Genomic DNA, 23,506 nt, shown 5'->3' on the forward strand with positions numbered 1-23,506 from the left:
TTGTTCTAGCCTTTTGCGGACATCGCCGTTCGGGTTTGCTCGCTGGTTCGGCCAAATCGCCGTTCTCGTTGTTGGTAGGATTGAATGGCTAGCTCAAGTTCATGTTCGTTGAAATCGGGCCATAACGTATCGGTGAAATACAGCTCCGTATAAGCAAGTTGCCAAAGCAGGAAGTTGCTGATGCGGCACTCTCCGCCCGTGCGGATGAATAAGTCAGGTTCGGGAGCATAGTTGAGAGAAAGATACCGAGCTAGATTTTCTTCATCGAAATTCAGGGGTAATTCCGCTGATTGCGTCATCATTTTGCGCATGGCTTGCATGATGTCCCAACGGCCGCCGTAATTGGCCGCAATCGTAAAAGTAAGCCTTTTGTTTTCGGCCGTCAATTGCTCGCCAGCGCGGATGAATTCAATGATTTTGGGTTCAAATTTGGATAAATCACCGATGACTTTGAATCGAATTTGGTTTTCGTGCAATTTGGTGATTTCTTGTTCCAGTGCGCCTGTGAACAATTGCATCAGGTAGGAGACTTCTTCAGCCGGCCGACGCCAGTTTTCACTGCTGAACGCAAATACAGTCAGGTAGGGGATTTCGCGCTCAATGCAGGCTTTTATAACGCCGCGGACTGTTTCAACCCCTTGTTGATGCCCGGCTACACGAGGCATGAAACGGTTGCGTGCCCAACGGCCATTGCCATCCATGATGATGGCAATATGTCGAGGTATGGAACCTATTTCAGGAATTTCTCGGGTTGAGCTTGGGCCTTGAGGCATATCAAACAGCCATCAGTTCAGCTTCTTTTGCTTGTAAAACCTTATCTATCTCGGCGATATAGCGATCGGTAAGCCTTTGAATTTCATCTTGGCCTCGACGTTCATCATCTTCTGATATTTCTTTGGATTTCAACAAATCTTTGAGGTGCGCATTGGCATCTCTTCGGATATTACGCATGGCAACGCGCACGGCTTCTGATTCCTGTTTGACGACTTTGATGAGATCACGGCGGCGTTCTTCGGTAAGAGCCGGCATCGGTACGCGGATGGTTTCACCGACCGGCATCGGGTTTAAACCCAAATCGGATTCCCGAATTGCTTTTTCAATGACGTTGGCCATTTTTTTTTCCCATGGAATAACACCAATGGTCCGTGCATCGATCAGAGTGACGTTGGCCACTTGATTGATGGGAGTGGGGGAGCCATAGTAATCCACAGTGACGTGATCAAGGAAACCGGTATGCGCTCGTCCGCTTCTGACCTTACTTAAATCCACTTTTAATGCTTCAAGACTTTTCTGCATTTTTTGTTCAGCAGATTTTTTTACATCAGCAATCATGATTTTTATCCCTTATACAACATTATTTCAAGAGATTGTGGGAGGCTCTGAAAGGGCTGCTGCGATGTAGTCATCCGCCTGGCCGTTTTATCAACTCCTTACTGACAATATCCGGATCAGATCGTTACCAACGTTCCTTCATCTTCTCCAGTTATTATACGTTTTAGAGCGCCCATCTTGAAAATACTAAACACATTCAGAGGCAACTTCTGGTCGCGGCATAGCGTCAGGGCTGTTGCATCCATCACTTGCAGGTTTTTTGCAATGGCTTCATCAAAAGACAATCGATGGAACCGAGTGGCATCCGGATTGATTTTTGGATCACTGGTATAGATACCGTCTACTTTGGTGGCCTTGAGCATGATGTCCACATTCATTTCCATGCCTCGTAAAGCCGCTGCCGTATCGGTTGTAAAAAAAGGATTTCCTGTCCCGGCCGCAAAAATAACTATTTTGCCATCCTTCAGGTATCGCATGGCCCGTCCCCGAATATACGGCTCAACGACTTGGTCGATGCGCAAAGCAGATTGAATTCGGGGGACCAGACCCGCCAGCTTCATGGCATCTTGCAATGCCAAGGCATTCATCACTGTGGCAAGCATTCCCATATAGTCTGCAGTAACGCGCTCAAGCGCGTCATTCGTGGATTTCATGCCACGGAAAATATTACCTCCGCCGACAACGATGGCGATTTCGACGCCAAGTTTACTGATTTCTTCGATTTCAGAAACAATTTTTCCCATTACTGCAGAATTGATTCCATACTTATCTTCACCCATCAGGGCTTCGCCAGATAGTTTCAGTAATATTCGTTTATAAGCAATCGTCGACATTAATGACTGTGTTGTGGAGTGATGAATCTCTTTATTTGGCTTGTTCTATCTGAGCTTTTACTTCTTCGGCAAAATTCTCCGATTTTTTCTCTATTCCTTCACCAACCACAAACATTGTAAAGCTGTTTACCCGAGCTTGTTTTTTTGCCAAGAGCTTTTCAATGGTCTGCTCGGGATCTTTGACAAAGGGCTGACCTAGCAAAGTAACTTCCGCAAGGTATTTTGCGATGCGTCCGTCAACCATTTTTTCGATAATGTTGGCTGGTTTTCCGCTTTCTGCGGCTTGAGCCGTAAAAATTTGACGTTCATGCTCAAGTAATTCAGACGATACTTGTTCTTTCGATACGCAGATTGGCTTGCTTGCAGCGATATGCATGGCTAAATCTTTGCCCAGTGTTTCATCGCCGCCTTCATAGTCAATCATTACGCCAATTTTGGTACCATGCAGATAAGAAGCCAGTCGATTTTGTGTTGCATGTCGTCCGCAGCGGCGAATGCTGATATTCTCGCCTAATTTCATGACCAAGGCTTTGCGGGTTGCCTCAACAGTCTCCCCTTGCGGTAATGAAGCGTCACTCAAGGCCGAAATGTCAGTGAGATCCTTTGTTGCTATTAATTCAGCAAGGTTTTTGGCAAAACTGATGAAATCGTCATTCTTGGCGACGAAATCGGTTTCGCAATTGACTTCAACCAGCGCTCCGTGTTTGCCATCCGCAGAAATGAATACGCCAATGACGCCTTCCGCTGCAATTCGTCCAGCGGCCTTGCTTGCTTTGGCACCGCTTTTAATCCGCAACAGATCTTCTGCTGCTTTCATGTCGCCATTGGTTTCTGTCAGGGCCTTTTTGCATTCCATCATGCCGAGGCCGGTTAATTCACGCAATTCTTTTACCATATTTGCGGTAACGTCCGCCATATTTACTCCAGATACAAAATTAGTTGATGACTGAAAGGAAAGATAGATGACACGAATTACTTACTGCACATCACGTGCTCAGCACAGACAGAAACACTTTCACATACTATCTATCACTGCTAAGCATCGAATCGTGCAATAAGTTTCCGTGACCTTATTCTGATTCTGCGCCGGTCATTTCAACCACTTCCTGAAAAGATTGATTTCGTCCTTCCAGGATAGCATCAGCTACACCGCGAGCGTATAAACGAATGGCTCTACTTGAATCATCATTTCCGGGAATAATGTACTGTAAGCCATCCGGGTTATGATTGGTGTCCACTACTCCAATGACAGGAATACCTAATTTCCGTGCTTCTGTAATAGCACCTTTCTGATAACCAACATCAATGACAAATAGCGCATCAGGCAACCCTTTCATGTCCTTGATGCCCCCCAAGCTGCTATTGAGTTTATCCAATTCTCTCTGCAGATCTAATGCTTCTTTTTTTACGAGTTTGTCGAGTGTTCCGTCCTGAACCATCGTTTCCATGTCTTGCAGGCGTTTGATCGATTGTTTGATGGTTTTGAAATTGGTGAGCATTCCTCCGAGCCAGCGTTGATCAACATACGGAGATCCGCATCGGCTGGCTTCTTCACGCACGATGTCACGTGCTTGCCGTTTTGTGCCGACAAATAAAATAATACCTTTGTTAGCTGATAATTGACGCACGTATTTCATGGCTTCTTCATACATTACCAATGTATTTTCGAGATTGATAATGTGGATTTTATTGCGGTGACCATAAATATATGGTGCCATTTTGGGATTCCAGAAGCGTGTTTGGTGTCCAAAATGCACACCCGCTTCCAGCATTTGTCGCATGGTTACAGACATAAATTCTCCTTTGGGATTGAGCCTCCATTCATTTCAGCAATCAACAGCTCGTTTGCTCTATTTGATAGCAAGCTTTGCCCACTGCACTGATAACGAATGTGTGAATTTAATTTGACTTAATTCCTACTGGATCATCAAGGTCAAATTATTTTTTTATTATAGCATTTTTGAAAGCTTACTCAAGTTGAAACCTGTGGCTGACTGCTGAAGAGAGGAAGGGCTAAGAAGGAAGTTAAGACAATGGCGCAGTGAGTAGAGGTAATTTCAAGTGACGCAAGAAGAATTTCCCATCTTGAGTTTGAGTCGATTCATATCATTGATCTGTATGTGTTTGTTGTCGACGGTAATGATGTTCTCATCTTGTAATTTGGAAAAAGCGCGACTGACTGTTTCAAGTTTGAGACCCAGATAACTACCAATCTCCTCCCGCGTCATCCGTAAATTGAAACTATATTCGGAATAGCCGCGGATTGAGAATCGACGCGATAAATTAAGCAAGAAAGTTGCCAATCGCTCCTCTGCTTTCATGCTGCCCAGCAATAGCATAACACCATGATCTCTCACGATCTCACGGCTCATGATTTTATGGAAGTGATGCATCAGCGAAGGAATCGTGAGACTGATTTCTTCCAGTTTTGCAAAGGGAATTTCACATACTTCGCTATCTTCGAGCGCAACGGCATCACAAGTGTGAATTTCAGAGCTAATAGCATCCAGTCCGAGCAACTCGCCGGTCATATGAAAGCCTGTCACTTGCTGGCGACCATCTTGCTCCAGAACGCAGGTTTTAAGGAATCCGCTTCGAATCGCGAAAAGCGATTGAAATTTCGTGCCGGTATGATGAAGGTATCCTCCTCGCGGGATTTTGCGCTTATGGCTGACCACATCCCCGAGTTTCTGTATTTCATGACTATTAAGACCAACGGGCAAACAGAGCTCTCGCAAACTACAGGTTGCGCAGCTTGATTTGATATTGGATATATCGAGATGGCCGTATGATGAGGTTTGTAAAGACAAAGTTTTTCCAGAGGCTAGAAATCACATTTCTACGTGTGATTGATCTTAATCAATGCTTCTTCCCACGATCTAAGGATAATTTTACCGATATTATTGATCGAAGTGGAAACTCTTTTTAATTCCATTCCTCTCGAAAGGAATAATTGGGTGAATTCGTCGTTATTTTTCAGCTCATCTCCAGTCAATATCAATCTAATCAGGCAATTGGGGCATCATTACGCTGACTATCGATTATATCCACAAATAGAGCATTTTAATGAAGGTTTTGATGCGATTGCCTATACTTCATGGCTCAATGATCAAAAAAGCCGCTATTTTCGAAAATCTTTATCTCTGCATATTAACTTTCCATTGCGAGACGCACTATGTCGTTATCAATTCAGTCAAATCCTGTCCAAAGATGATAATGATATAGAAGAATATTTGTATTATTTGACTCGTGAAATAGAGCTTCAAGCCCAGTTGTTCGAAGATGATTGTATAGTTGAACAGATTTATTTTGGAGGTGGCGCGTTCAATATCCTGAGTAATGTGCAACTGAACGGCATCATCGATGCAATTGAGCAGAATTTTAACGTGATGTACGAAAAGGAGCAGTGTATTGAGATTGATGCATCGTTAGTGACACCTCACGCGATACTTCAATTGAAAGACGCAGGCTTTAATTACGCAATGATGGGTATTAATGCATTCGATCAAGCGGCACAACAATCTATTCATCATTTTCAATCAGAAGATCGTATGGTTCCTGCCATTTGGGAGACTCAGAGCGCCGGTTTTAGAACAATCAGGGTTGAGCTGACTTATGGATGGCCGGAACAGACCCTGGAAAATTTTCTATTAGTGCTGAATAACATCATTGCTGCAAGCCCTCATCAAATTCGATTACTGAACTATCCGTATTTTTACACTAAGATCAAGCCGAAGCAGAGAAATCCTGATGAAGACTTACTTGCTGAAGAGGCGGGATTTGAAATGCTCACAGTCGCGATGAGCTATTTGACTGATGCAGGCTATGTTCATATTGGGATGAATCATTTTGCATCCTCTCATGATCAATTGGTGATCGCACAGCGGCAAGGCCGACTCTATTACGGTTTGCAGGGTTATTCGATTCATCCGAATTGTACTCGCGTCGCGCTGGGAATCTCCGCAGTTGGGAGTACTGGGCCTATTTTGTATCAGAATTTTGGCAGCCTTCAACCTTATTACGGCAAGCTCAAGCACAATAAACTCCCCATTATGCATGGGCATGAACCGAGCGCTGATGACTTAATCCGTCGCTCAGTCATGCAGGCGCTGATTTGTCATTCAGTTTTATCCTATGAGTCGGTAGAAACTTTTTTTTCGATCGAATTCAAGCAATACTTTGCACCTGAACTCGCGAGTTTACGGGTGTATGAGCAAGCCGGGATGCTTACGCTCAGGGATGAAGAAATTGCGGTAACACCAACAGGACAATTATGGGTCGGAAATATTTGTCGAGTGTTTGATCGCTATTTACGCACTGGTCGGTGATTTAAGAATTTTTCCATTCCGCTCTGAACTCCACACCCGAGAATGGATAGAAATTCTCGGGTTATCAGCGTTTTTGCAGAGATCGTAAATTATTTTACTTGGCTATTCGACAATACATAGTCAGCCAAGCGATCCGCCGCATCACCTTGAATGTTTTTAAATGCCGGCATTCTCATGCTCCCCGATTGAAACTTCTTGATAATGGCGTCTTTATTAGCAACCTTTTCGCTCAGGATCATTGCTACGTTTTGGCTTAACGGTTTGTGGCATTCTGTACACGCCGAGCTGAAAATTTTCTCTCCTGACGCATCTGCCGGAGGCGTATAGTCTTTGCTTGTGCTACAACCTACCAGTATGAATGTTGCTGATAATACTGTTAGCGCTAATTTTACGTTTTTCATTGTTATTTAACTCCATGTTTGTTTAATTCGAAAAAGATAGAAGGTGAAGCGAATCGCAATTCAATCGATTCAAGCTTTTGCTATTCTCGATATTGCGTGGTTGTGAGCCAAATGTGCTGGCCACCTTACTCCGTGGTATGACCTATTGTCAAACAATTGTTTTAATGTTTCATCATACTGAAAAAATCGAAAGGTGCATTATTTCGATCGACCATCCTATTGCTCTGATTAGGTAGATAATTGCTGGACACACGTCATATTTTTGTCTTCCTGGATTCTCTTTTGTTCAATAAAACGGCTGAGGTTCTGGATGACTGTCACTATTCAACGAAGCTGCCTTGAAGAAGCATACCGAACAGTAAGGAAGAAATTTCTTTCTTGACATTTTCTTAACATTTGTTGTGTTTTTGTCTACAGAGAGAGTTCGGTAGCATAGAAAAATTTTTTGTATTCTTCATTTAAGGTGTTAAATATTAGACAGAATTTTCTCTAATACCGCCAATCGCTGTAGTTGTATTTCTTGACACTTCTTAACATTTACTATGGTATCGTGCGGGACGAAGTAATCGGGAAAAGTGAGAGGGAGTTGCTGATTTTCTAGGGAAGTTCTGAAAAGACAGCGAATGATTCAAACATAATGAATCGATAAAAAAGTGTAATGGTTTTTCAGAGCTCCCGAAGAACTTCTTGAATGTAAACAACCAGAAAGTAAACTATCGGTGGAACGAAATGAATGCAGAGGCTACAAGTCATTTTGATCTGCAAATTAATTAACTATTTAAAGAAATCATCATTAAAGAAGAGGAGATTGCATGTTTAAGAGAATTGGTATTTTTATTGTGTTCGCTGCACTGAGTTTGACGTTTAATCGAACAGCCCTGGCTGATAAAACCGTAGAGGATTTTGAAGTTTGGGGAGGTATTTTCACGCAGGGTAATTTTGGTTTCGTGAATCCGCAAAACCCTGACTTGAAAAAATTCAGATGGTGGATGGAAGGACAAGGCCGGTTTGGTAATGATGCCACGCAGTTTACCCAATCGCTGATACGTCCTGGCTTGGGTTATGCGATAACCGATAAAATCGTCGTATGGGCAGGTTATGCCTGGGCGCCTTCGGCTGAACCTTTATCAATTGCGCATCCATTTAACGAGCATCGGATCTGGCAACAAGTGACTTGGTCGGATAATTTTCCTTTCGGTAGATTGTCGTTGCGTAGCCGCTTTGAGCAACGCTTCTTTGATCACAACGCGCCACTGCCTGGCAATAACGATGTAGCTCACCGGTTCCGTCAATTGGTGAAATTGGCCGTTCCAATCACTCCCATAGATCCGAACCTTTCGTTTATCGTGCAGAGCGAATTGTTTATCGCGATGACGACCATAGATAACAATCCCGGTTTCATCTCACGCGGCTACGATCAGAACCGGGCTTTTGTTGGATTAGGTTACAAAGTCAATCAATATGCGACCGTTGAATTAGGTTATATGAACCAATTCATCAATCGGCCGCATAGCGCGCGTCCTGATCAAATGATGCATAACCTTGTGGCTAGCTTGTTTTTGAACTTCTGATATTCTTCAGTAAATCAATAAGAAAAAGTTTTTCTGAATGCTTTATAGCCGGTTAGTTTTCTTTCGATCGAAAATTAACCGGCTATAATTTTTCTCCACAGCGTTTTACTCGTTGCTTTTTTAAGCCTTCTCCACATCCGCAAAAATTAAGCTGTAACCAGTTCTGCATCGTTTTCGATTACTATACGGTTCTTTTAAGTCCTGATTTTTTGCATGCAAGATTTTAAGCCTGGCCAACGCTGGATTTGCGACGTCGATTTACAACTGGGACTGGGCACGGTCCGAACTGTTGAGCATAGAATCGTCCACATCATTTTCAAAGCCGCCGATGAAGTTCGATCGTATGCCAAGCAATCGGCGCCGCTCACCAGAATTATTTTCAAAATCGGCGATACCATCCACAGCCAGCAAGGCGTGCGATATCGGGTAACTCAAGTCACGTCTCGGGATGGCTTGATCACGTACTCGGGAATCAGTGAGGCGGGTGAACAGATCGAGCTTGCTGAGGAACAATTAGCACATCATATTCAGTTGAATCGCCCGATGGAACGGCTTTTCACCGGGCAATTCGACCACGATAAATGGTTCCGCATCCGCTACCAGACACTGCTGATCCGCAATCGGCTGGCGCAAGCGCCGCTATATGGTTTGGTCGGTACGCGTACCAGCCTGATTCCGCATCAGCTCTATATTGCACATGAAGTCGGTCGTCGTTTTGCGCCGCGTGTATTGCTGGCCGACGAAGTCGGTCTCGGTAAAACCATCGAAGCCGGTCTGATTCTGCACCAGCAATTACTGACCGAACGCGCCAAGCGTGTGCTGATTGTGGTGCCGGAAACCCTGGTGCATCAATGGCTGGTGGAAATGCTGCGACGTTTCAATTTGCCATTCAGTATTTTCGATGAAGAGCGTTGTTTGTCGCTGGAAGCAATCGACGAAGATGAGGAGGAAGGGGAAGGCGGTAACAACAGTCATTACGAGAATGGCGAAAATCCGTTCCACAGCGAACAACTGGTGTTGTGCAGCCTGCATTTTCTGCGTCAGCACCCGAAACGATTCAAGCAAGCATTGGAAGGTCATTGGGATTTACTGGTGGTCGACGAAGCGCATCATCTGCACTGGTCGCAGCAAGCTGTCAGCCCACAGTACGCCATGATCGAACAACTGGCGGCACGCACCCGTGGCGTGCTGCTGTTGACCGCAACGCCGGAACAATTGGGCAAAGCCAGTCACTATGCCCGCCTGCGTTTGCTCGATCCGCATCGCTTCAGCAGTTTCTCCGGATTTGTCGCCGAAGAGCAATCGTACGAACCGATCGCCCAAGCGGTCGAAGTGCTGCTCGAAGGGCAGGAATTGAGCAACGGCATTCGCCAATTGATTGCCGATACGCTCGACCCGGCGCAGGCCGGCGCCCTGCTGATGCAACTGCAAGACGCTGCTGCGGAACAATCCCAACGCGAACACGCCCGCAACGCATTGGCGGAATCGCTGCTCGATCGGCACGGTACCGGGCGTATTCTGTTTCGCAATACGCGTACGGCAGTCAAAGGGTTTCCCGAACGCAAGCTGGTGGCTAATCCATTGCCGCTTCCGGCGGAATATCAATCCTGCCTGACGACGTTTGAGACCACACCGTTATCCAAACCGCAACTGCTGTTGTGTCCGGAACTGATCTACCAGGTGCGATGCGAAGATGAGCAACCCTACTGGACCGAAATCGATCCGCGAGTGCAATGGTTGATCGACACGCTCAAGCGGGTAAAGCCGGAAAAAGTACTGGTCATCGCCGCCAACGCGCAAACCACACGTGATCTGGCGCAAGCGCTAAAAGAAAAGACCGGCCAGTTCATTCCGGTGTTTCACGAGAGCATGAGTCTGCTCGAACGTGATCGCGCCGCCGCATTCTTTGCCGATCGCGAAACCGGCGGTCCGGTGCTGATCTGTTCCGAGATTGGCAGCGAAGGCCGCAATTTTCAGTTTGCCCATCATCTGGTGCTGTTCGATCTGCCGCTCAATCCCGATCTGCTCGAGCAACGCATCGGTCGCCTCGATCGCATTGGCCAGACCGAAACCATCCAGATCCACGTGCCCTATCTGGAAAACAGCGCGCTGGCGGTGATGTTTCACTGGTACCACGAAGGACTGAACGCGTTTGAGAAAACCTGTCCGGCCGGGCAAACGGTATTTGTCAAGGTGGAAGACCAGCTCATCGCTGCATTGCATCAGCGTGAAACCATCAGCGATACCCTGACGGAATTGATCGGTGTGACCCAGACTGCGTATCAGCAGCTGAACGAAGCGCTCGACCGTGGTCGCGACAAACTGCTCGAATACAACTCGCTCCGTCCGCTCATCGCGAACAAACTGACTCGGCAAGCACAAGCGCAGGATGACGACGCATTGCTGCCGCATTACATGGACACGGTGTTTGACTGTTGCGGCGTGCACATCGAGGAACATCGCGCCGGCAGTTTCCTGATCGAACCGAGCGAACGCATGAGCATGCCGTTTCCCGGTTTGCAGGATGAAGGATCGGTGATCACCTACGCACGCAATGTGGCGCTGGGTAATGAGGATATGCATTTCCTGACATGGGAACACCCGATGGTCACGCACGCCATGGAGCGGATTCTCAGTCAGGAAACCGGTAACGTCGTGGTGGTCATGCTGAAGCACAAACGCGTGCAGCCTGGTACTTTGCTGCTGGAAACCCTATTTGTGCTCGAAGCGGGCGGCCATAACGTGCAGCAAAGCAACCGCTACCTGCCGCCCGCCGTGATCCGCATTCTGCTGGACGAACAAGGCAACGGCGATTATCCGCACCTCGACCACGAAGCGGTCAATCAACACCTGCAACCGGTTGCGACCGGTATCGCCAAGCAAGTGATCCAACTGAAAGAAGACGCCATCCGCGAACTGCTAGCTGCGGGCGAACAACAGGCCAACGCACAAGCGCCGCAACTCATCGCCGCAGCCGAAGCGCGCATCCGGCAAACCTTCACCCCGGAAATCGAACGCCTCAAAGCGCTGCAACACGTCAACCCGAACGTGCGCGACGAGGAAATTCAGTTCTTCGAGCAACAATTGCAGCAACTGACCGCCGCATTGCAGTCCAGCCATCTGCGGCTTGATGCCGTGCGGGTGATTGTGGCGACGTAAAGCCATGAGGCGGACTGCGGGGTCGAAGGCACTGGATTCCCGCTTTCGCGGGAATGATGAAAAAAGCTGAGGTGCTAACGGGGAATGACGAAAAAAGCAGTGATATCAGTGGCGAGAGGGTATGATGCACGCCAGAGTCTGTCCCACTCTCTGAGTTCAGGAGACCGTATGAACAAAGAAATCATCTTGAAGCGAGTGCAAGATCGCTTGCCCGGACTGCTGGCGCTGTATGCCTTTGGCAGCCGCATCCAGGGCCATGCCAGTGCTGAAAGCGATCTGGATCTGGCGGTATTGGTGGCCGGTTATGCCGATCCATTGCTGTTGTTCGATCTGGCTGGAGAATTGGCCGATGTTGCGTGTTGTGCCGTGGATTTGCTCGATCTCCGGGCGGCTTCGACTGTCATGCAATATCAGATCATTACCACCGGCGTACGCTGGTGGCAAAAGGATAGTCAGGCGGCGCTTTTTGAAGCAGCCACTCTGAGTGACAAGACCGCGCTGGATGAGGCCCGGAATACATTGATTGAAGACATTCGACACAGCGGGAGCGTGTATGGCCGATGACGTCTTGCTGAACAAAGCCGCCACCATTGAGCGTTGTGTGCTGCGCGCTCGCGAAGAATACGAAGCCGATCCCGCCACGTTTGCCAAAAATCATACCCGGCAAGACGCCGCCATTCTGAACATCCAGCGCGCCTGTGAAGCGGCGCTGGATATGGGGCAGCACTTGATCCGCCGAGAACGGCTGGGTATCCCGCAAAGCGCGCGCGATGTGTTTGCGCTGCTGGCGCAGGCAGGCTGGATCGATGCGGCCTTGGCGGACAAGCTGAAGCGCATGGTGGGATTCCGCAACATTGCGGTGCATGAGTATCAGGCACTGCAATTACCGATCACCGTGGCGATAATCGAAAACCATCTGGACGAATTTTTGTAGTACAGCAAAGCAGTGCTGCTCAAGGATGCGGCGCACTCCCGGCGGCAAGAATGAGTTGAAAACCGGTGATTTTACATTGTGGTCTAATTCCGTATGGCTTGGGAGCCCGTCTGAGTAGGAACGATGAAATCATACAGGGAAGTGGGAAGCATTGACCGTTGATGCCGTGCGGGTGATTGTGGCGATATAACAAAGCATAGAGTCATCGGCACCGATCAATCCGGATATAATGCAAACTCTTTGTTAACGCTAGGTTATTGCTGATCCGATGCGATATCTCGTTTTACCGCGGGTTAGGGAAAAATACGCATCAATCCCGAAGAAAAGGCACGCCAACTGATCGACCACAAGCTCAAACAGGTCGATTGGATTGTCGTATGATTCTGCCGCATTCAATTCAGAGACCTTGCTTCCGTAGGTATTCTTGTAGCCTCAGGTAACGAGAGTCTTGAGCAAGCTTTGGCGCAGCATGCACGATTTCGTCCAAACATTGCCTCAATTCCTGGGGTGCCCGATACTGTTGATTAGCAATCACTACATCTAGCAGGTACAGAGCATCTGACGGGAATCGTGCGCATAATCCCGATTCGTGGAGTGTATCTACAACGTAATGTGGGTGTTCAATGGGTTGCAACCAGTTTCGTATCGCAGCCAAGGCCGCTGGGAATTCGCCTCCGGCAGCAATGACCAGGCGGGTCAATGACTCGGCGATTTGCGGCGTAGCGAGGTCGCGGAATTTGGGCCAAATGTCTTGCCAGAACGGTTGGACACGATTTTTCCAATAGGCTTTGCGCTGGTCGGCGGCTCCTTCAAGCGCCTGATACAGCGCGCGTGCGCATTCTTCCAGTCCTTCTTTAGGGAGAGCGCCAATCGCGGACTGGAACTCATTCGCGGTGTAACCCTCGATCGGCCCGAGCGCTGCATAGGTCAGAAAAGCTGCGAGCTGCTGACGGTGTTCGCCTAGGCTAGTATAGTGGTTTGCGCTTTCTAGGAACTGAGGCTTGAATGCAGTCAGCAGGGGCTGGTATAAGCGTGGCGACCACAGGAAACCTTCCCACACGGCTTTTGCCTCAACCGGATTGTTCCAACACAACAGCGGCAAGAGATATTGCTCGGTCCAGGTGCGGTCAACTCGGAAGAGCGCGATTAATTGCGAACCCAGCAGTACTCGGCCGTGGCGAAACCGATCCACTTGCGTATCGCAGATTTCTGTGAAGTAGGGCTTGATGTCGGCGGGAAGCTGATCGTTGTCGTTTGGATTGCGTTTGAACCAAAGGTTGATCAGTGCCTGCGTGACATGCCCTACCGGATGATTGATGGCTTCGGTAACAGGGTGATCAAGCGGCTCACCATTGCGAGTCATCCCGGTGCCTGCTTCAAATGGCAGGGCCAGAACCCGGCGGCACAGGTTCAGCAGAATCTCCTCGTGCTGATTGATCGACTTTGAAACAGCTTCAATCCACCATGTCACACTGTGGGCAAGTTCCTGCAGGATGGAGGCGGGCATGGTCTGTACCAGAGGCGCGGCGTAGCGCCAGGACCGCAACACCTTGCCTTCTTCGCTCCAGGCCTGCAGGGCCTCGCGCCATCGGCTGGCTGGCCATTCGTCATCTTGTGTCAAATCGCATAGCGCGTACAGGCTGTTCAGTAAGTGCTTTCGGCAGGCGTCGCGCCACGTGTCGTTGTAGAAGGATCGCCGTTCAGATTGTGGTTTTTTAAGCCATTGCACGAGTTCGCGTCGCTTTCGAGGCGCAATATCGATATCCTGACTTTCTTCATAGTCAGGATCGCCGGTACCACCCATCCAGCAGGAGAATTCATCACTTTCATTCGCGGCCAACTGCGTGTATTCATTGGACAATTCGGCCAAGCGTGCCGCTGCAAGTGCCCCCAGCGTGAGGCCCGATGCGTTCAGTTTGGCCAGATGCAGCCAGACAGAGTGAGCCACCAAGTCTTGCCACCGTTCTGGTTCCAGATCATCCCAGTACATCTCGCGCGGTGGGCCGGCCAGGATGGCTGATTCCAAACGTTCCTGAGCGGCCTCTGCCAGTTGGTGTCCCTGCAGAACGAACAGTCTGAACACCTCCCGCCCCGTATTCGTCGACCACAGCCACCAGGCACCATCGGCCAGCAACCAGTTCACCCACTGCTCGGGCGCGATGCAACCATCCTGACTGGCAGCAAACAGGGCAAGTCGTTTAAAGGTGGGATACGGCAACTCGAACCAGTCCTGGGCGATCCGCACAGCGCGTGTACTATCTTTGGTACGAAGAGCCAGCCAGGCATCGCGTAGCAATTCAATCAAGCTTACCCAGTCGTGGAAGCCCCGGTTTTGCCAGTGTGGGGTAATAGAGGGCAAATTCCAGTGAGAGCTGTCCCTGCGGTCATTATCTTCGCCAATTTCGCGCAACAGGTACAGTGAATCGCGCAGCAGTTGCTGGAAGTCTTCTAACAACTGCGGCAAGGCTGCTATCCACTTTTCATCGGCAAAGTCGCGCAGAGTCGAGTGAACGCGATCAGAGGTCAGCACCAGTTCCCAGTCCATCAATTGTTCGATGTGCGCGGGTTCGTCCGTGTTCGCTTCCTCATCACCCCAGCGAAACCGCTGCTTTAACGCCACACGGGGTGCGAGTAGGTCACGCAGTTCCAGTCGTAGTGTAGTGGTTAGCCCTTCCCGCTTCAGACGATCTTTCCAACGATAAAGATCGAAAGTGCGCCACGGTGATTTTACTCGTCCACTGAGCAGCAGGCGCCACAGGGTTCGCATCAGCGGCCCCGGGATGGCCTTGGGTGCGTGTAAGCGGATATCATCCAGTTCAGCGGTCTTGTCATTACGTTGCAACGAGGCCAAGTGATCCAGTTTATCTTCGATCAGCCGCAACCAGCGGTCGTGTATCCGGCCACCACGTTGCGCGATCCAGAGGATAAGCCTCGGGTCATCCAGATGGCGCGTGAGCCACTGAGCCAGATAAAACATCACGTCGTCCCACTGGCTATCAGTGATGCCGCCGGAGACCAGCCGCAGCGGTAGTGCACGGTCATAGGACGCAGGTCGATGAATCAGGCTGAAGCGTAATTTGGCGTCTGCCTCGTCACGAGGCGGCACGTCGAAGCGAGCCAGATCGCTATGCTGATAGCGTTCGTCCGAGAAGGCCTCCAGCAACCAATCCAGCGACGGGACGGGATTGAAATCGGCAAACCGTTTGGCCGGCAGCCCCGATTTGTCCGACAAGGCCCACAGCATCCGACCTACGAAATCGTCTTGTCGTGTGCTTGCCGAAGGCCGCGCCAGGGCGTGGCTGATTACGATGCGTTCCTTGCCCAGTACGCCGTCGCGGTAGGTTTCGGCCCAGGCTTGCAAGGTCTGGTGTAGGGCCGAATGGCCATGCGCGTCGGCCGTCACGTTGTACAGGATCGGCGTGACGCCCTTGGCTTTCCACTCGTTGATCTTGCGGTTTTCCTGCCCCGACTCACAATCACCCAGCGCCCAGGCCTGCGGTGTGACTTCGCCCAGTATCCGGTCGGCGGCCAACGCATCCATCATATAGCGCAATACCGGATCGTGGATGCTGTAGCCCACGAAACAGACCACGTAGTTGCGGAACAGCTCGCTCACGAAGCGCGCCGCCCAGCGCTCGGTCAGGTATGCCAACCCAAAATCACCGCTGGTGATCACTAGCTGGTTCAAGGCAGTGTCGTCCGTTTTTTCTGGCAGGAGGCCGTGCAGATAGACCAGCCCGTTCCAGCGGCTGTTCTTCGGGATCGGCAACATCGGTGCCGTATAGGCCTGGAACGCCTGGCCTGTGCGCTTGGCTGCCGCATGAAACACGCGGTCGAAGTTAGTGGTGACCAGCCGTAGCGCGCCCTCGCGGCTGCGAGCCAGACGCAACAGCGCCGCCTGCGTATCGGTAGCACCCTTGCGGCGGAACTTCGGTTTCAGCGCCTGCGCCAGCTTGTTTCGGACAGCCAGTCGTTGGCCAGGTAGACGGCGCTCCAGCAAATCAAGTGTGGCATCGAACTGTTCGCGCTTGAAAGCATCTCGCTCAATGTCGTTGAGTGTTGTGCCATTCAGCTGATAAATCTGTTCCACCAGCCCCTTGAAACCTGGCAAACCGGCGGGATAGGAAATGCCGGCGCCGCAGAAGAACACCACGCGACCTTCCTCATGTGCCTGTAGCAGTGCATCTGGAATATCGGGGCCGTGAGTGATGAACTGCATTCAATGTACTCCAGAAAATAGTTGCTTTAGCGTAGCCGGTAGCCTTGTGGTGTTAGTTTTGCAGATGGATATGTGCTTGAATTTGATGACATTAATTTCTACATTGAATCGAAACCGCTTGTTCTGGATCCTGCACACAATATTCTTTTGGTCGGCATCGAAGGTAATTAAGCCTTGAGCAATACCTCGTTCGATAAGCTGGTTCACGGCCTTATTTGTTCCATCATCAGTAGGCGGTAACAACATTGTCATCTCGTGTCAGTAACTGCATCAATTTGGGATGGATGAATAATTTCTCGCGTCCTACGATTCTTTCTTCCAGCACGCCGATGTCTACTAATTGCTTGAGATAGCGTGAGGCAGCTTGACGTCCGGCGATATTTTTTTCAACCAGATTTTGAATCCGGCAGTAGGGCAGATCGAAAATCAGATCGACCAGTTCGCGGCTGTAGATTTTCGGTGCGACTTGCTTCACATGAGTAATTGTCAATTCTGACAAAGTACGGATCGCGGCTATTTTTGCAGTGGTCCAGTGTGCTGTGTCTTCGATGCCTTGCAGCAAATAGACGATCCACGGTTCCCATGCTTGGCTACGCGTGACATCGAGTAGCAGGCGGTAATATTCGATTTTATTTTTAATGATGTAACGGCTGAGATACAGGATTGGTAGTGTCAGCAGATCTTCCTGGATCAGGAACAGGCTATTCAGCACGCGCCCGGTGCGGCCATTGCCGTCGGTGAACGGGTGAATTGCTTCGAATTGGTAATGCCCCGCTGCCATGCGGACCAGCGGGTCGATTTCGCGTGCTTCGTGTAGGTAGCGTTCCCAGTTAGCTAATTGAGTGCGCAGCAGATATTCCCCGGCAGGTGGTGTGTAAATCACTTCGCCGGTTGCCTGATTGGCCAGCGCCGTTCCAGGAACGCGCCGCACTTGCATATCCGTGCCCTTGATGCGTGTGCATACTTGTTCCGCAGTGCGGGTGTTCAGCGGATGCTGCTGCAATGTTTGGAATCCTTCGAGTAAAGCGCTACTGTAACGCAGGGCTTCTCGTGTCACCGGGTCGGCGTATTCATTAGCGCTCTGAAACTGGAACAAACGGTCTGTGGTGGTGACGATGTTTTCGATTTCCGAGCTGGCTTGGGCTTCAAGCAGCGGCAGGGTATTAATCAGAACGCCCTGATTGGGGATGAGTTCGGCGGCTTGCTTGAGTTCTGCCAATGCTGCTCGGGCTGCGATGCATTGTTTGAGCACCGTGCGTGTTTCCAGCTCAATTGCGGGAGGTAAAAGCGGAAGATCGTTGTAGGGTTGATCCGGACGCCAAGCTGACATAGTTTAATTTTTGCATTTTTGCGACATATCGTCAGTTTATGTCGCTCGCAGCGACACGTCAATCTAATGTGTCGCAAAAATAGGAAATTTGAGACATATTGCTCAAACATTGAAGCGAAAATGCATCACATCACCGTCCTTGACGACGTATTCCTTGCCTTCGAGGCGCATTTTACCGGCTTCCTTGGCGCCTTGTTCGCCGTTGTAGGCGATGAAGTCGTCATAGCTGATGACTTCGGCGCGGATGAAACCTTTTTCAAAATCGGTGTGGATGACGCCGGCGGCCTGCGGAGCGGTGTCGCCTTTGTGGATGGTCCAGGCGCGGACTTCCTTGACGCCGGCGGTGAAGTAGGTTTGCAATCCGAGCAAGTCATAGCCGGCGCGCACCAGGCGGTTGAGGCCGGGTTCTTCGAGGTTCAGGTCGGCCAGAAAGATTTTCTTGTCCTCGTCGGACAGTTCCGCGATTTCGGCTTCGAGCGCGGCGCAGATGGCTACGACCGGTGCGCCTTCCTTGGCAGCGTATTCCTGCACGCGGGTGAGCAGCGGGTTGTTTTCAAAACCGTGGTCGTTGACGTTGGCGACGTAGATCGCGGGTTTGGCCGTCAACAGGCATAGTGGTTGCAGCAGATGCTTTTGTTCCTTATCGAGATCGAGCGTTCTGGCGGGGTTGCCTTCGTTCAGATGCGCTTGCACTTTTTCCAGCAAGGCACACAGCTTGATGGCATCCTTGTTGCCGGATTTGGCGACCTTGGATTCGCGTAGCAGCGTTTTTTCCACCGTGGCGAGGTCGGCCAGAGACAGTTCGGTCTGGATCACTTCGATATCGGAGATCGGATCGACCTTGCCGGCGACATGCACGACGTTGTCATCGGCGAAGCAGCGCACCATGTTGACGATGCCATCGGTTTCACGGATGTTGGCGAGAAACTTGTTGCCTAATCCTTCGCCTTTGGACGCGCCCGCGACCAGTCCGGCGATGTCGACGAATTCGACGATAGCCGGTTGCACTTTTTGCGGCTTGACGATGTCGCTGAGTTTTTGCAGGCGTGGATCGGGTACTTCGACGATGCCGACGTTCGGATCGATGGTGCAGAAGGGATAATTTTCCGCAGCGATGCCCGCCTTGGTCAACGCGTTAAACAGAGTGGATTTGCCGACATTGGGAAGACCGACGATTCCGCATTTCAGACTCATGACCTGATTCTCATTAAAAGGTTAAACGACGATTGTATGAAAGTTTTGCCGCATGGTTATGCTTTTGTGTGCAATTTCAGCATGGCAGCTTCGCATGCGCCTTGCACGATGAGCGGCCAGACTTCCAGGCTGCGGGCGATGGCTTCGTCGATCAACGGCGCTTCCTCCTTGCGCGGAGGATGCAGTACATATCCGACGACGGCGTTGCGATCACCCGGATGACCGATGCCGATGCGCAATCGCCAGAAATCCTGAGTACCCATTTTTGCCGCGATATCCTTAAGACCGTTATGCCCGCCCAAACCGCCGCCTTTTTTCAGTTTTGCCACGCCGGGCGGCAGATCCAGTTCATCGTGCACGACGATCATGTCCTGCGGCTGGATTTTATAAAACTGACACAGCGCGGCAACCGATTGACCGCTGCGATTCATGAACGTTTGCGGTTCCAGCAGCCACACATCGGCGTCTTTCTGGCGGATTTGCGCGCACAGACCATGAAAACGCGATTCCGGTCTGAGCGAAACTTGCAGTTTGTGCGCTAGCTGGTCGACCCAGTCGAAACCGGCGTTATGCCGGGTACCGTCGTATTCTCTGCCGGGGTTTCCCAATCCAACGATGAGTTTCATGGCCGGTGATCAGTCGCTGTCAGAAAGATACAGATGGAAAAAACAAATCTGCCGAAACTATTCAATCTCGACAGATTCATTGTCCAACGATTAGAAATATTTGCTTTATCCAGCCTTGGTCTCAGCGCTGGCTTCTGTCGCAGCTTCTTCGGAGAGTACTGAGCGCGGAATGACGATGGTTGCCACCGGTAAATTGTCACCCTTGTGAAGCGCAACGGTTTCAACGCCTTTTGGAAGCGCTAGATCGCTGAGGTGAAGGGTATGTCCGGCAGTCATTTCTGCCAAATCCACGGAAATGAATTCAGGCAGATCTTCGGGTAGGCAACTGATGTCCACTTCGGTAAGAATGTGAGACACGATGCCACCGGAGGTTTTCACGCCCGGTGATATTTCTGCGTTGATGAAGTGCAGCGGGACTTTCATGTGAATTTTTTTATTCTTGTCGACTCTCTGGAAATCGACGTGCAGTACTTGCTGCTTGTAAGGATGCATCTGGATGTCCCGCAACAGCACGGGTTCCTTCTTGCCCGCCACACTCAGCGTCAGCACGGAAGCATGGAAAGCTTCCAATTTCAATTTATGAAATAAATCATTGTGATCCATCTCAATCGATTGAGCTTGCTGATCGCCACCGTAAATGATTGCCGGCACTTTGCCAGAACCACGCAGGCGGCGGCTCGCACCCTTTCCCTGCAATGTGCGCTTGTCGGCGCTGATTTCTATTTTCATCGTGATTACTCCAAAAAATGATTTGTTCGCGACCAAACAAACCGGTTAAAGAAACTGCGGTAAATTACTCCATGAACAGCGAGCTGAGTGAGCTTTCGTTACTGATTCGTAGCATGGTTTCGGCCAGCAGATTGGCAATGCTCAGTTGGCAAATGCGGTCACACGCCAGCGCATCGTCGCGCAATGGAATGGTATCCGTGACGACCAGTTTATCCAGTGCGGATTCTTGGATTCGTTGAACTGCGCTGCCGGATAATACCGCATGCGTGGAGTAGGCCAGCACCGATTTCGCGCCATGGTCTTTCAGGGCCTTGGCTGCCTGGCATAAAGTATTGGCGGTATCAACCATGTCATCGATGATGACGCACGTGCGATCCTTGACTTCCCCAATGATGTTCATGACTTTCGCTTCGTTTGGTTTCGGGCGGCGCTTATCGATGATGGCCAGATCGCACTCCAATCGTTTGGCCAGATGCCGAGCCCGCACCACGCCACCGACATCCGGAGACACGACGACGAGGTTCTGATAATTATGCTTCCAGATATCGCCAAGCAGAATCGGCATGCCATAAATATTGTCGACCGGAATATCAAAGAAACCCTGGATCTGGTCCGAGTGCAAATCCATGGTCAGCAATCGATCAATGCCCACGGTCGTGAGCATATTGGCTACTACCTTTGCCGTGATCGGTACCCGCACGGAACGTGGCCGTCTGTCTTGGCGAGCATAGCCAAAGTAGGGAATGGCTGCGGTGATGCGCCCAGCAGAGGCACGCTTCAGCGCATCGACCATCACCAGTATTTCCATCAGGCTGTCATTGGTGGGGGCGCAAGTGGACTGAAGTACGAAAACATCCTTTCCGCGAACATTTTCAAGGATTTCCACCATGATCTCACCGTCACTGAAACGACCTACCGTGGCTCGTCCTAAATGAATATTGAGATGCTTGACGGCATCTTGAGCCAATTTAGGGTTGGCGGTACCGGTAAAAACCATCAAACTGTCGTAGGACATGTGATTTCTTAGAAATAATTAGCTCAAAAAGAGGAGCCCAACGTACTCTTATTCATCGGTGCTTTTTGCAGTGATCAAACATGAAGCTATCTTCCGTCCGTCTTGATAAGCTTAGGGAACTGCAAGCAACCGGATGTACTTGTCTTGTTATTATTTGATATTTGGCTGGGGAGGTAGGGATCGAACCTACGAATGCCGGAATCAAAATCCGGTGCCTTACCACTTGGCGACTCCCCAAGAGTTATTCATTCATCAAATCATGCAAAGGATGGCGATCCAATCCTTTGGCTATAAAACCTTTCATATTCGCTGGAAGCTGTTTGAAAGCAACCTGAGCATCCTCTTCAGTCGCGAACTCCGCAAATACGCAAGAACCGGAACCGCTCATTCTTGATATTGTAGTATGTTCTAACTGCTTTAGCCACTCCAAGCAACGACTTACTTCAGGATAACGCTGACATACGACTGCTTCCAAATCGTTGTGGCCTTGCCACACGGAAAAGGGCGGTATTTTGATGGGTAATGTGTTGCGTGTCAATTCCTTACTCGCAAAAATTTCGGCGGTGGATACTTGCACTGGGGGCACGAGCACCAGATACCATGCCGCCGGCAGGTCAATGGCGGCGAGTTTCTCACCGATTCCCTCGGCAAAGGCATTGTTGCCAAAAATGAATACCGGAACATCCGCGCCGAGTTGAAGCCCGAGTCCTAATAAGCGGTCTTTGTCCAGATTGAGCTTCCATAAATGATTGAGCGCCAATAATGTAGTCGCCGCGTCAGAGCTTCCACCGCCGAGACCTCCGCCCATGGGAATCTGTTTCTGCAAAAAAATATCGGCGCCTTGATCGGTATGGATTTCTTGCTTGAGCAGCTTGGCGGCGCGCACACATAAATCATTGTCTTCCGGTACGCCGCTCACTGGAGTATGGAGTTTGATCACGCCATCAGCGCGTACATTGAAACTTAGCTGATCAGAAAAATCGATGAAGCGAAACACTGTCTGCAGCAAATGATAACCATCCGGCTTGCGGCCAACGACATGCAAGAAAAGGTTCAGCTTGGCAGGAGCGGAAAATGTGTGCATAGAAAAAACGGTCAGAGCAGTGGAAGGAGGTTACTCAACGTTCCAGTTATCGATAGCCAATCTGATTCTCAAATCTGCATACACGAGCTCCAATACTCTCGGACGAGGAGGTTGATCGGATTGCGCAGACGTGTAATGGGTATAAAGAATTTTCCAGCCATCCTGGCGAATGGCTACTGTTTGCCCGGCAGTATTGACGTCTTTCTCAGCGCCACTAAGCGGAGAATGCACGCCCTGGATCCAGTATTGCAATCCACTCAACGGTAAGCGCCAACCCAGTATTTCCTCAGTGAGACTTTCTACGTCCTTGGCATAGAAAGCTTCGAGTTTGGAGGTAATCAAACGAACACCTTCCGGGCTGTTGGTTATCTCGGCAATGGTTTGGCCAAGCGGTGTAAATAGCAGAATCTCATCGTTGCTGGCAAGGTGCTGCCAGCGGAAGGTTCCGGAAGAGCTTTGATCCCGATCTTGAATGGAGATCCGACCCAGAATGTTGAAATCGGCAGCCGGCTTTGCGGAAGCGGGTGCGGAAGGTTGCAGATAGACAGTGCTGATTGATTCAGTACTGGTTTGAGGCGTCAAACTGGCGCAACCGGAAACGAATGAAAAAAGACAACCGATGAGAAGCCACCTCCAAAGGTCGCACTGATGGCTGTTGAACCAAGTGTTGGGGGACTTAATTTTTCTCATCTTATAATGCAGAGATCGCTGATATTGAGTAGATATCACAGATTCTATGAAGATCGATCCA

The 23,506-nt window shown here is 49.9% G+C and carries 20 protein-coding genes and 1 tRNA gene; 5 read left to right on the forward strand and 16 right to left on the reverse strand.

Annotation, left to right across the window (positions count from 1 at the left end):
* Positions 1 to 5: 5 nt before the first annotated feature.
* The 6 genes from uppS to fnr form a co-directional block, all read right to left on the reverse strand.
* The gene (gene uppS / locus ABF87_RS00550; protein WP_160827177.1) at positions 6 to 773 is read right to left on the reverse strand and encodes a polyprenyl diphosphate synthase; all 768 of its coding nucleotides are present in this window, start codon (positions 771 to 773) and stop codon (positions 6 to 8) included.
* 1 nt (position 774) lies between these two features.
* A complete protein-coding gene (frr, locus tag ABF87_RS00555) occupies positions 775 to 1,332 on the reverse strand; it encodes a ribosome recycling factor (RefSeq protein ID WP_160827178.1) in 558 nt (185 codons plus the stop codon).
* A gap of 116 nt (positions 1,333 to 1,448) precedes the next feature.
* Positions 1,449 to 2,165, reverse strand: a complete 717-nt coding sequence (pyrH, locus tag ABF87_RS00560; RefSeq protein WP_160827179.1) for a UMP kinase — start codon at positions 2,163 to 2,165, stop codon at positions 1,449 to 1,451.
* 31 nt (positions 2,166 to 2,196) lie between these two features.
* Positions 2,197 to 3,081 carry a translation elongation factor Ts gene (gene tsf / locus ABF87_RS00565; protein WP_160827180.1) on the reverse strand — a complete coding sequence of 295 codons (885 nt, stop codon included), beginning with the start codon at positions 3,079 to 3,081 and terminating at the stop codon, positions 2,197 to 2,199.
* A 154-nt stretch (positions 3,082 to 3,235) separates the two neighbouring features.
* A complete protein-coding gene (gene rpsB, locus ABF87_RS00570) occupies positions 3,236 to 3,958 on the reverse strand; it encodes a 30S ribosomal protein S2 (protein WP_160827181.1) in 723 nt (240 codons plus the stop codon).
* 264 nt (positions 3,959 to 4,222) lie between these two features.
* The gene (gene fnr, locus ABF87_RS00575) at positions 4,223 to 4,975 is read right to left on the reverse strand and encodes a fumarate/nitrate reduction transcriptional regulator Fnr (protein WP_160827182.1); all 753 of its coding nucleotides are present in this window, start codon (positions 4,973 to 4,975) and stop codon (positions 4,223 to 4,225) included.
* Positions 4,976 to 5,122: 147 nt separating this feature from the next.
* Here fnr and hemN point away from each other — a divergent pair, with 147 nt between their 5' ends.
* The gene (hemN, locus tag ABF87_RS00580; protein WP_160827183.1) at positions 5,123 to 6,493 is read left to right on the forward strand and encodes an oxygen-independent coproporphyrinogen III oxidase; all 1,371 of its coding nucleotides are present in this window, start codon (positions 5,123 to 5,125) and stop codon (positions 6,491 to 6,493) included.
* Positions 6,494 to 6,582: 89 nt separating this feature from the next.
* Here hemN and ABF87_RS00585 read toward each other — a convergent pair whose 3' ends face one another.
* Complete coding sequence (locus ABF87_RS00585) at positions 6,583 to 6,894, reverse strand: cytochrome c (protein WP_160827184.1); 312 nt, start codon at positions 6,892 to 6,894, stop codon at positions 6,583 to 6,585.
* Positions 6,895 to 7,706: 812 nt separating this feature from the next.
* On the opposite strand from ABF87_RS00585, the gene ABF87_RS00590 reads away from it, so the two are divergent.
* The 4 genes from ABF87_RS00590 to ABF87_RS00605 all read left to right on the forward strand — a co-directional run bounded on the left by ABF87_RS00590 (position 7,707) and on the right by ABF87_RS00605 (position 12,558).
* Complete coding sequence (locus ABF87_RS00590) at positions 7,707 to 8,465, forward strand: DUF2490 domain-containing protein (protein ID WP_160827185.1); 759 nt, start codon at positions 7,707 to 7,709, stop codon at positions 8,463 to 8,465.
* A 213-nt stretch (positions 8,466 to 8,678) separates the two neighbouring features.
* On the forward strand, positions 8,679 to 11,624 hold the full coding sequence (gene rapA / locus ABF87_RS00595) for an RNA polymerase-associated protein RapA (RefSeq protein ID WP_160827186.1): 2,946 nt from the start codon (positions 8,679 to 8,681) through the stop codon (positions 11,622 to 11,624).
* Positions 11,625 to 11,792: 168 nt separating this feature from the next.
* Positions 11,793 to 12,188, forward strand: coding sequence for a nucleotidyltransferase domain-containing protein (locus tag ABF87_RS00600; RefSeq protein ID WP_160827187.1), 396 nt, complete (start codon positions 11,793 to 11,795; stop codon positions 12,186 to 12,188).
* A complete protein-coding gene (locus ABF87_RS00605) occupies positions 12,178 to 12,558 on the forward strand; it encodes a DUF86 domain-containing protein (protein WP_160827188.1) in 381 nt (126 codons plus the stop codon). The genes ABF87_RS00600 and ABF87_RS00605 overlap by 11 nt, the downstream gene beginning before the upstream one ends.
* 397 nt (positions 12,559 to 12,955) lie before the next feature.
* Here the strand turns inward: ABF87_RS00605 and dsr1 are convergent, their stop codons facing one another.
* The 9 genes from dsr1 to lolB form a co-directional block, all read right to left on the reverse strand.
* Positions 12,956 to 16,777, reverse strand: a complete 3,822-nt coding sequence (gene dsr1, locus ABF87_RS00610) for an anti-phage defense-associated sirtuin Dsr1 (RefSeq protein WP_160827189.1) — start codon at positions 16,775 to 16,777, stop codon at positions 12,956 to 12,958.
* Positions 16,778 to 17,003: 226 nt separating this feature from the next.
* Positions 17,004 to 18,107, reverse strand: a complete 1,104-nt coding sequence (locus ABF87_RS00615; protein WP_160827190.1) for a Fic family protein — start codon at positions 18,105 to 18,107, stop codon at positions 17,004 to 17,006.
* A 102-nt stretch (positions 18,108 to 18,209) separates the two neighbouring features.
* Complete coding sequence (gene ychF, locus ABF87_RS00620; protein ID WP_160827191.1) at positions 18,210 to 19,301, reverse strand: redox-regulated ATPase YchF; 1,092 nt, start codon at positions 19,299 to 19,301, stop codon at positions 18,210 to 18,212.
* A 56-nt stretch (positions 19,302 to 19,357) separates the two neighbouring features.
* Entirely contained in the window at positions 19,358 to 19,927 is a 570-nt protein-coding gene (gene pth, locus ABF87_RS00625; RefSeq protein ID WP_160827192.1) for an aminoacyl-tRNA hydrolase, read from the reverse strand.
* A 105-nt stretch (positions 19,928 to 20,032) separates the two neighbouring features.
* Positions 20,033 to 20,656: a 50S ribosomal protein L25/general stress protein Ctc gene (locus ABF87_RS00630; RefSeq protein ID WP_160827193.1), complete on the reverse strand. Its 624-nt coding sequence runs from the start codon at positions 20,654 to 20,656 to the stop codon at positions 20,033 to 20,035.
* Between the two features lie 64 nt (positions 20,657 to 20,720).
* Positions 20,721 to 21,671, reverse strand: coding sequence for a ribose-phosphate pyrophosphokinase (locus tag ABF87_RS00635; RefSeq protein WP_160827194.1), 951 nt, complete (start codon positions 21,669 to 21,671; stop codon positions 20,721 to 20,723).
* A gap of 162 nt (positions 21,672 to 21,833) precedes the next feature.
* Positions 21,834 to 21,908, reverse strand: a tRNA-Gln gene (locus ABF87_RS00640).
* Between the two features lie 4 nt (positions 21,909 to 21,912).
* The gene (gene ispE, locus ABF87_RS00645; RefSeq protein WP_160827195.1) at positions 21,913 to 22,755 is read right to left on the reverse strand and encodes a 4-(cytidine 5'-diphospho)-2-C-methyl-D-erythritol kinase; all 843 of its coding nucleotides are present in this window, start codon (positions 22,753 to 22,755) and stop codon (positions 21,913 to 21,915) included.
* A gap of 30 nt (positions 22,756 to 22,785) precedes the next feature.
* The gene (gene lolB, locus ABF87_RS00650; protein WP_160827196.1) at positions 22,786 to 23,445 is read right to left on the reverse strand and encodes a lipoprotein insertase outer membrane protein LolB; all 660 of its coding nucleotides are present in this window, start codon (positions 23,443 to 23,445) and stop codon (positions 22,786 to 22,788) included.
* Between the last annotated feature and the right edge of the window lie 61 nt (positions 23,446 to 23,506).

This window comes from Nitrosomonas sp. JL21 (assembly GCF_009833095.1).
Lineage (GTDB): Bacteria > Pseudomonadota > Gammaproteobacteria > Burkholderiales > Nitrosomonadaceae > Nitrosomonas.

Coding starts and splice junctions, on each gene's coding strand:
- uppS (WP_160827177.1), bottom strand. CDS start 773: ATGCCTCAAGGCCCAAGCTCAACCCGAGAAATTCCTGAAATAGGTTCC.
- frr (WP_160827178.1), bottom strand. CDS start 1,332: ATGATTGCTGATGTAAAAAAATCTGCTGAACAAAAAATGCAGAAAAGT.
- pyrH (WP_160827179.1), bottom strand. CDS start 2,165: ATGTCGACGATTGCTTATAAACGAATATTACTGAAACTATCTGGCGAA.
- tsf (WP_160827180.1), bottom strand. CDS start 3,081: ATGGCGGACGTTACCGCAAATATGGTAAAAGAATTGCGTGAATTAACC.
- rpsB (WP_160827181.1), bottom strand. CDS start 3,958: ATGTCTGTAACCATGCGACAAATGCTGGAAGCGGGTGTGCATTTTGGA.
- ABF87_RS00585 (WP_160827184.1), bottom strand. CDS start 6,894: ATGAAAAACGTAAAATTAGCGCTAACAGTATTATCAGCAACATTCATA.
- ABF87_RS00590 (WP_160827185.1), top strand. CDS start 7,707: ATGTTTAAGAGAATTGGTATTTTTATTGTGTTCGCTGCACTGAGTTTG.
- rapA (WP_160827186.1), top strand. CDS start 8,679: ATGCAAGATTTTAAGCCTGGCCAACGCTGGATTTGCGACGTCGATTTA.
- ABF87_RS00600 (WP_160827187.1), top strand. CDS start 11,793: ATGAACAAAGAAATCATCTTGAAGCGAGTGCAAGATCGCTTGCCCGGA.
- ABF87_RS00605 (WP_160827188.1), top strand. CDS start 12,178: ATGGCCGATGACGTCTTGCTGAACAAAGCCGCCACCATTGAGCGTTGT.
- dsr1 (WP_160827189.1), bottom strand. CDS start 16,777: ATGCAGTTCATCACTCACGGCCCCGATATTCCAGATGCACTGCTACAG.
- ABF87_RS00615 (WP_160827190.1), bottom strand. CDS start 18,107: ATGTCAGCTTGGCGTCCGGATCAACCCTACAACGATCTTCCGCTTTTA.
- ychF (WP_160827191.1), bottom strand. CDS start 19,301: ATGAGTCTGAAATGCGGAATCGTCGGTCTTCCCAATGTCGGCAAATCC.
- pth (WP_160827192.1), bottom strand. CDS start 19,927: ATGAAACTCATCGTTGGATTGGGAAACCCCGGCAGAGAATACGACGGT.
- ABF87_RS00630 (WP_160827193.1), bottom strand. CDS start 20,656: ATGAAAATAGAAATCAGCGCCGACAAGCGCACATTGCAGGGAAAGGGT.
- ABF87_RS00635 (WP_160827194.1), bottom strand. CDS start 21,671: ATGTCCTACGACAGTTTGATGGTTTTTACCGGTACCGCCAACCCTAAA.
- ispE (WP_160827195.1), bottom strand. CDS start 22,755: ATGCACACATTTTCCGCTCCTGCCAAGCTGAACCTTTTCTTGCATGTC.
- lolB (WP_160827196.1), bottom strand. CDS start 23,445: ATGAGAAAAATTAAGTCCCCCAACACTTGGTTCAACAGCCATCAGTGC.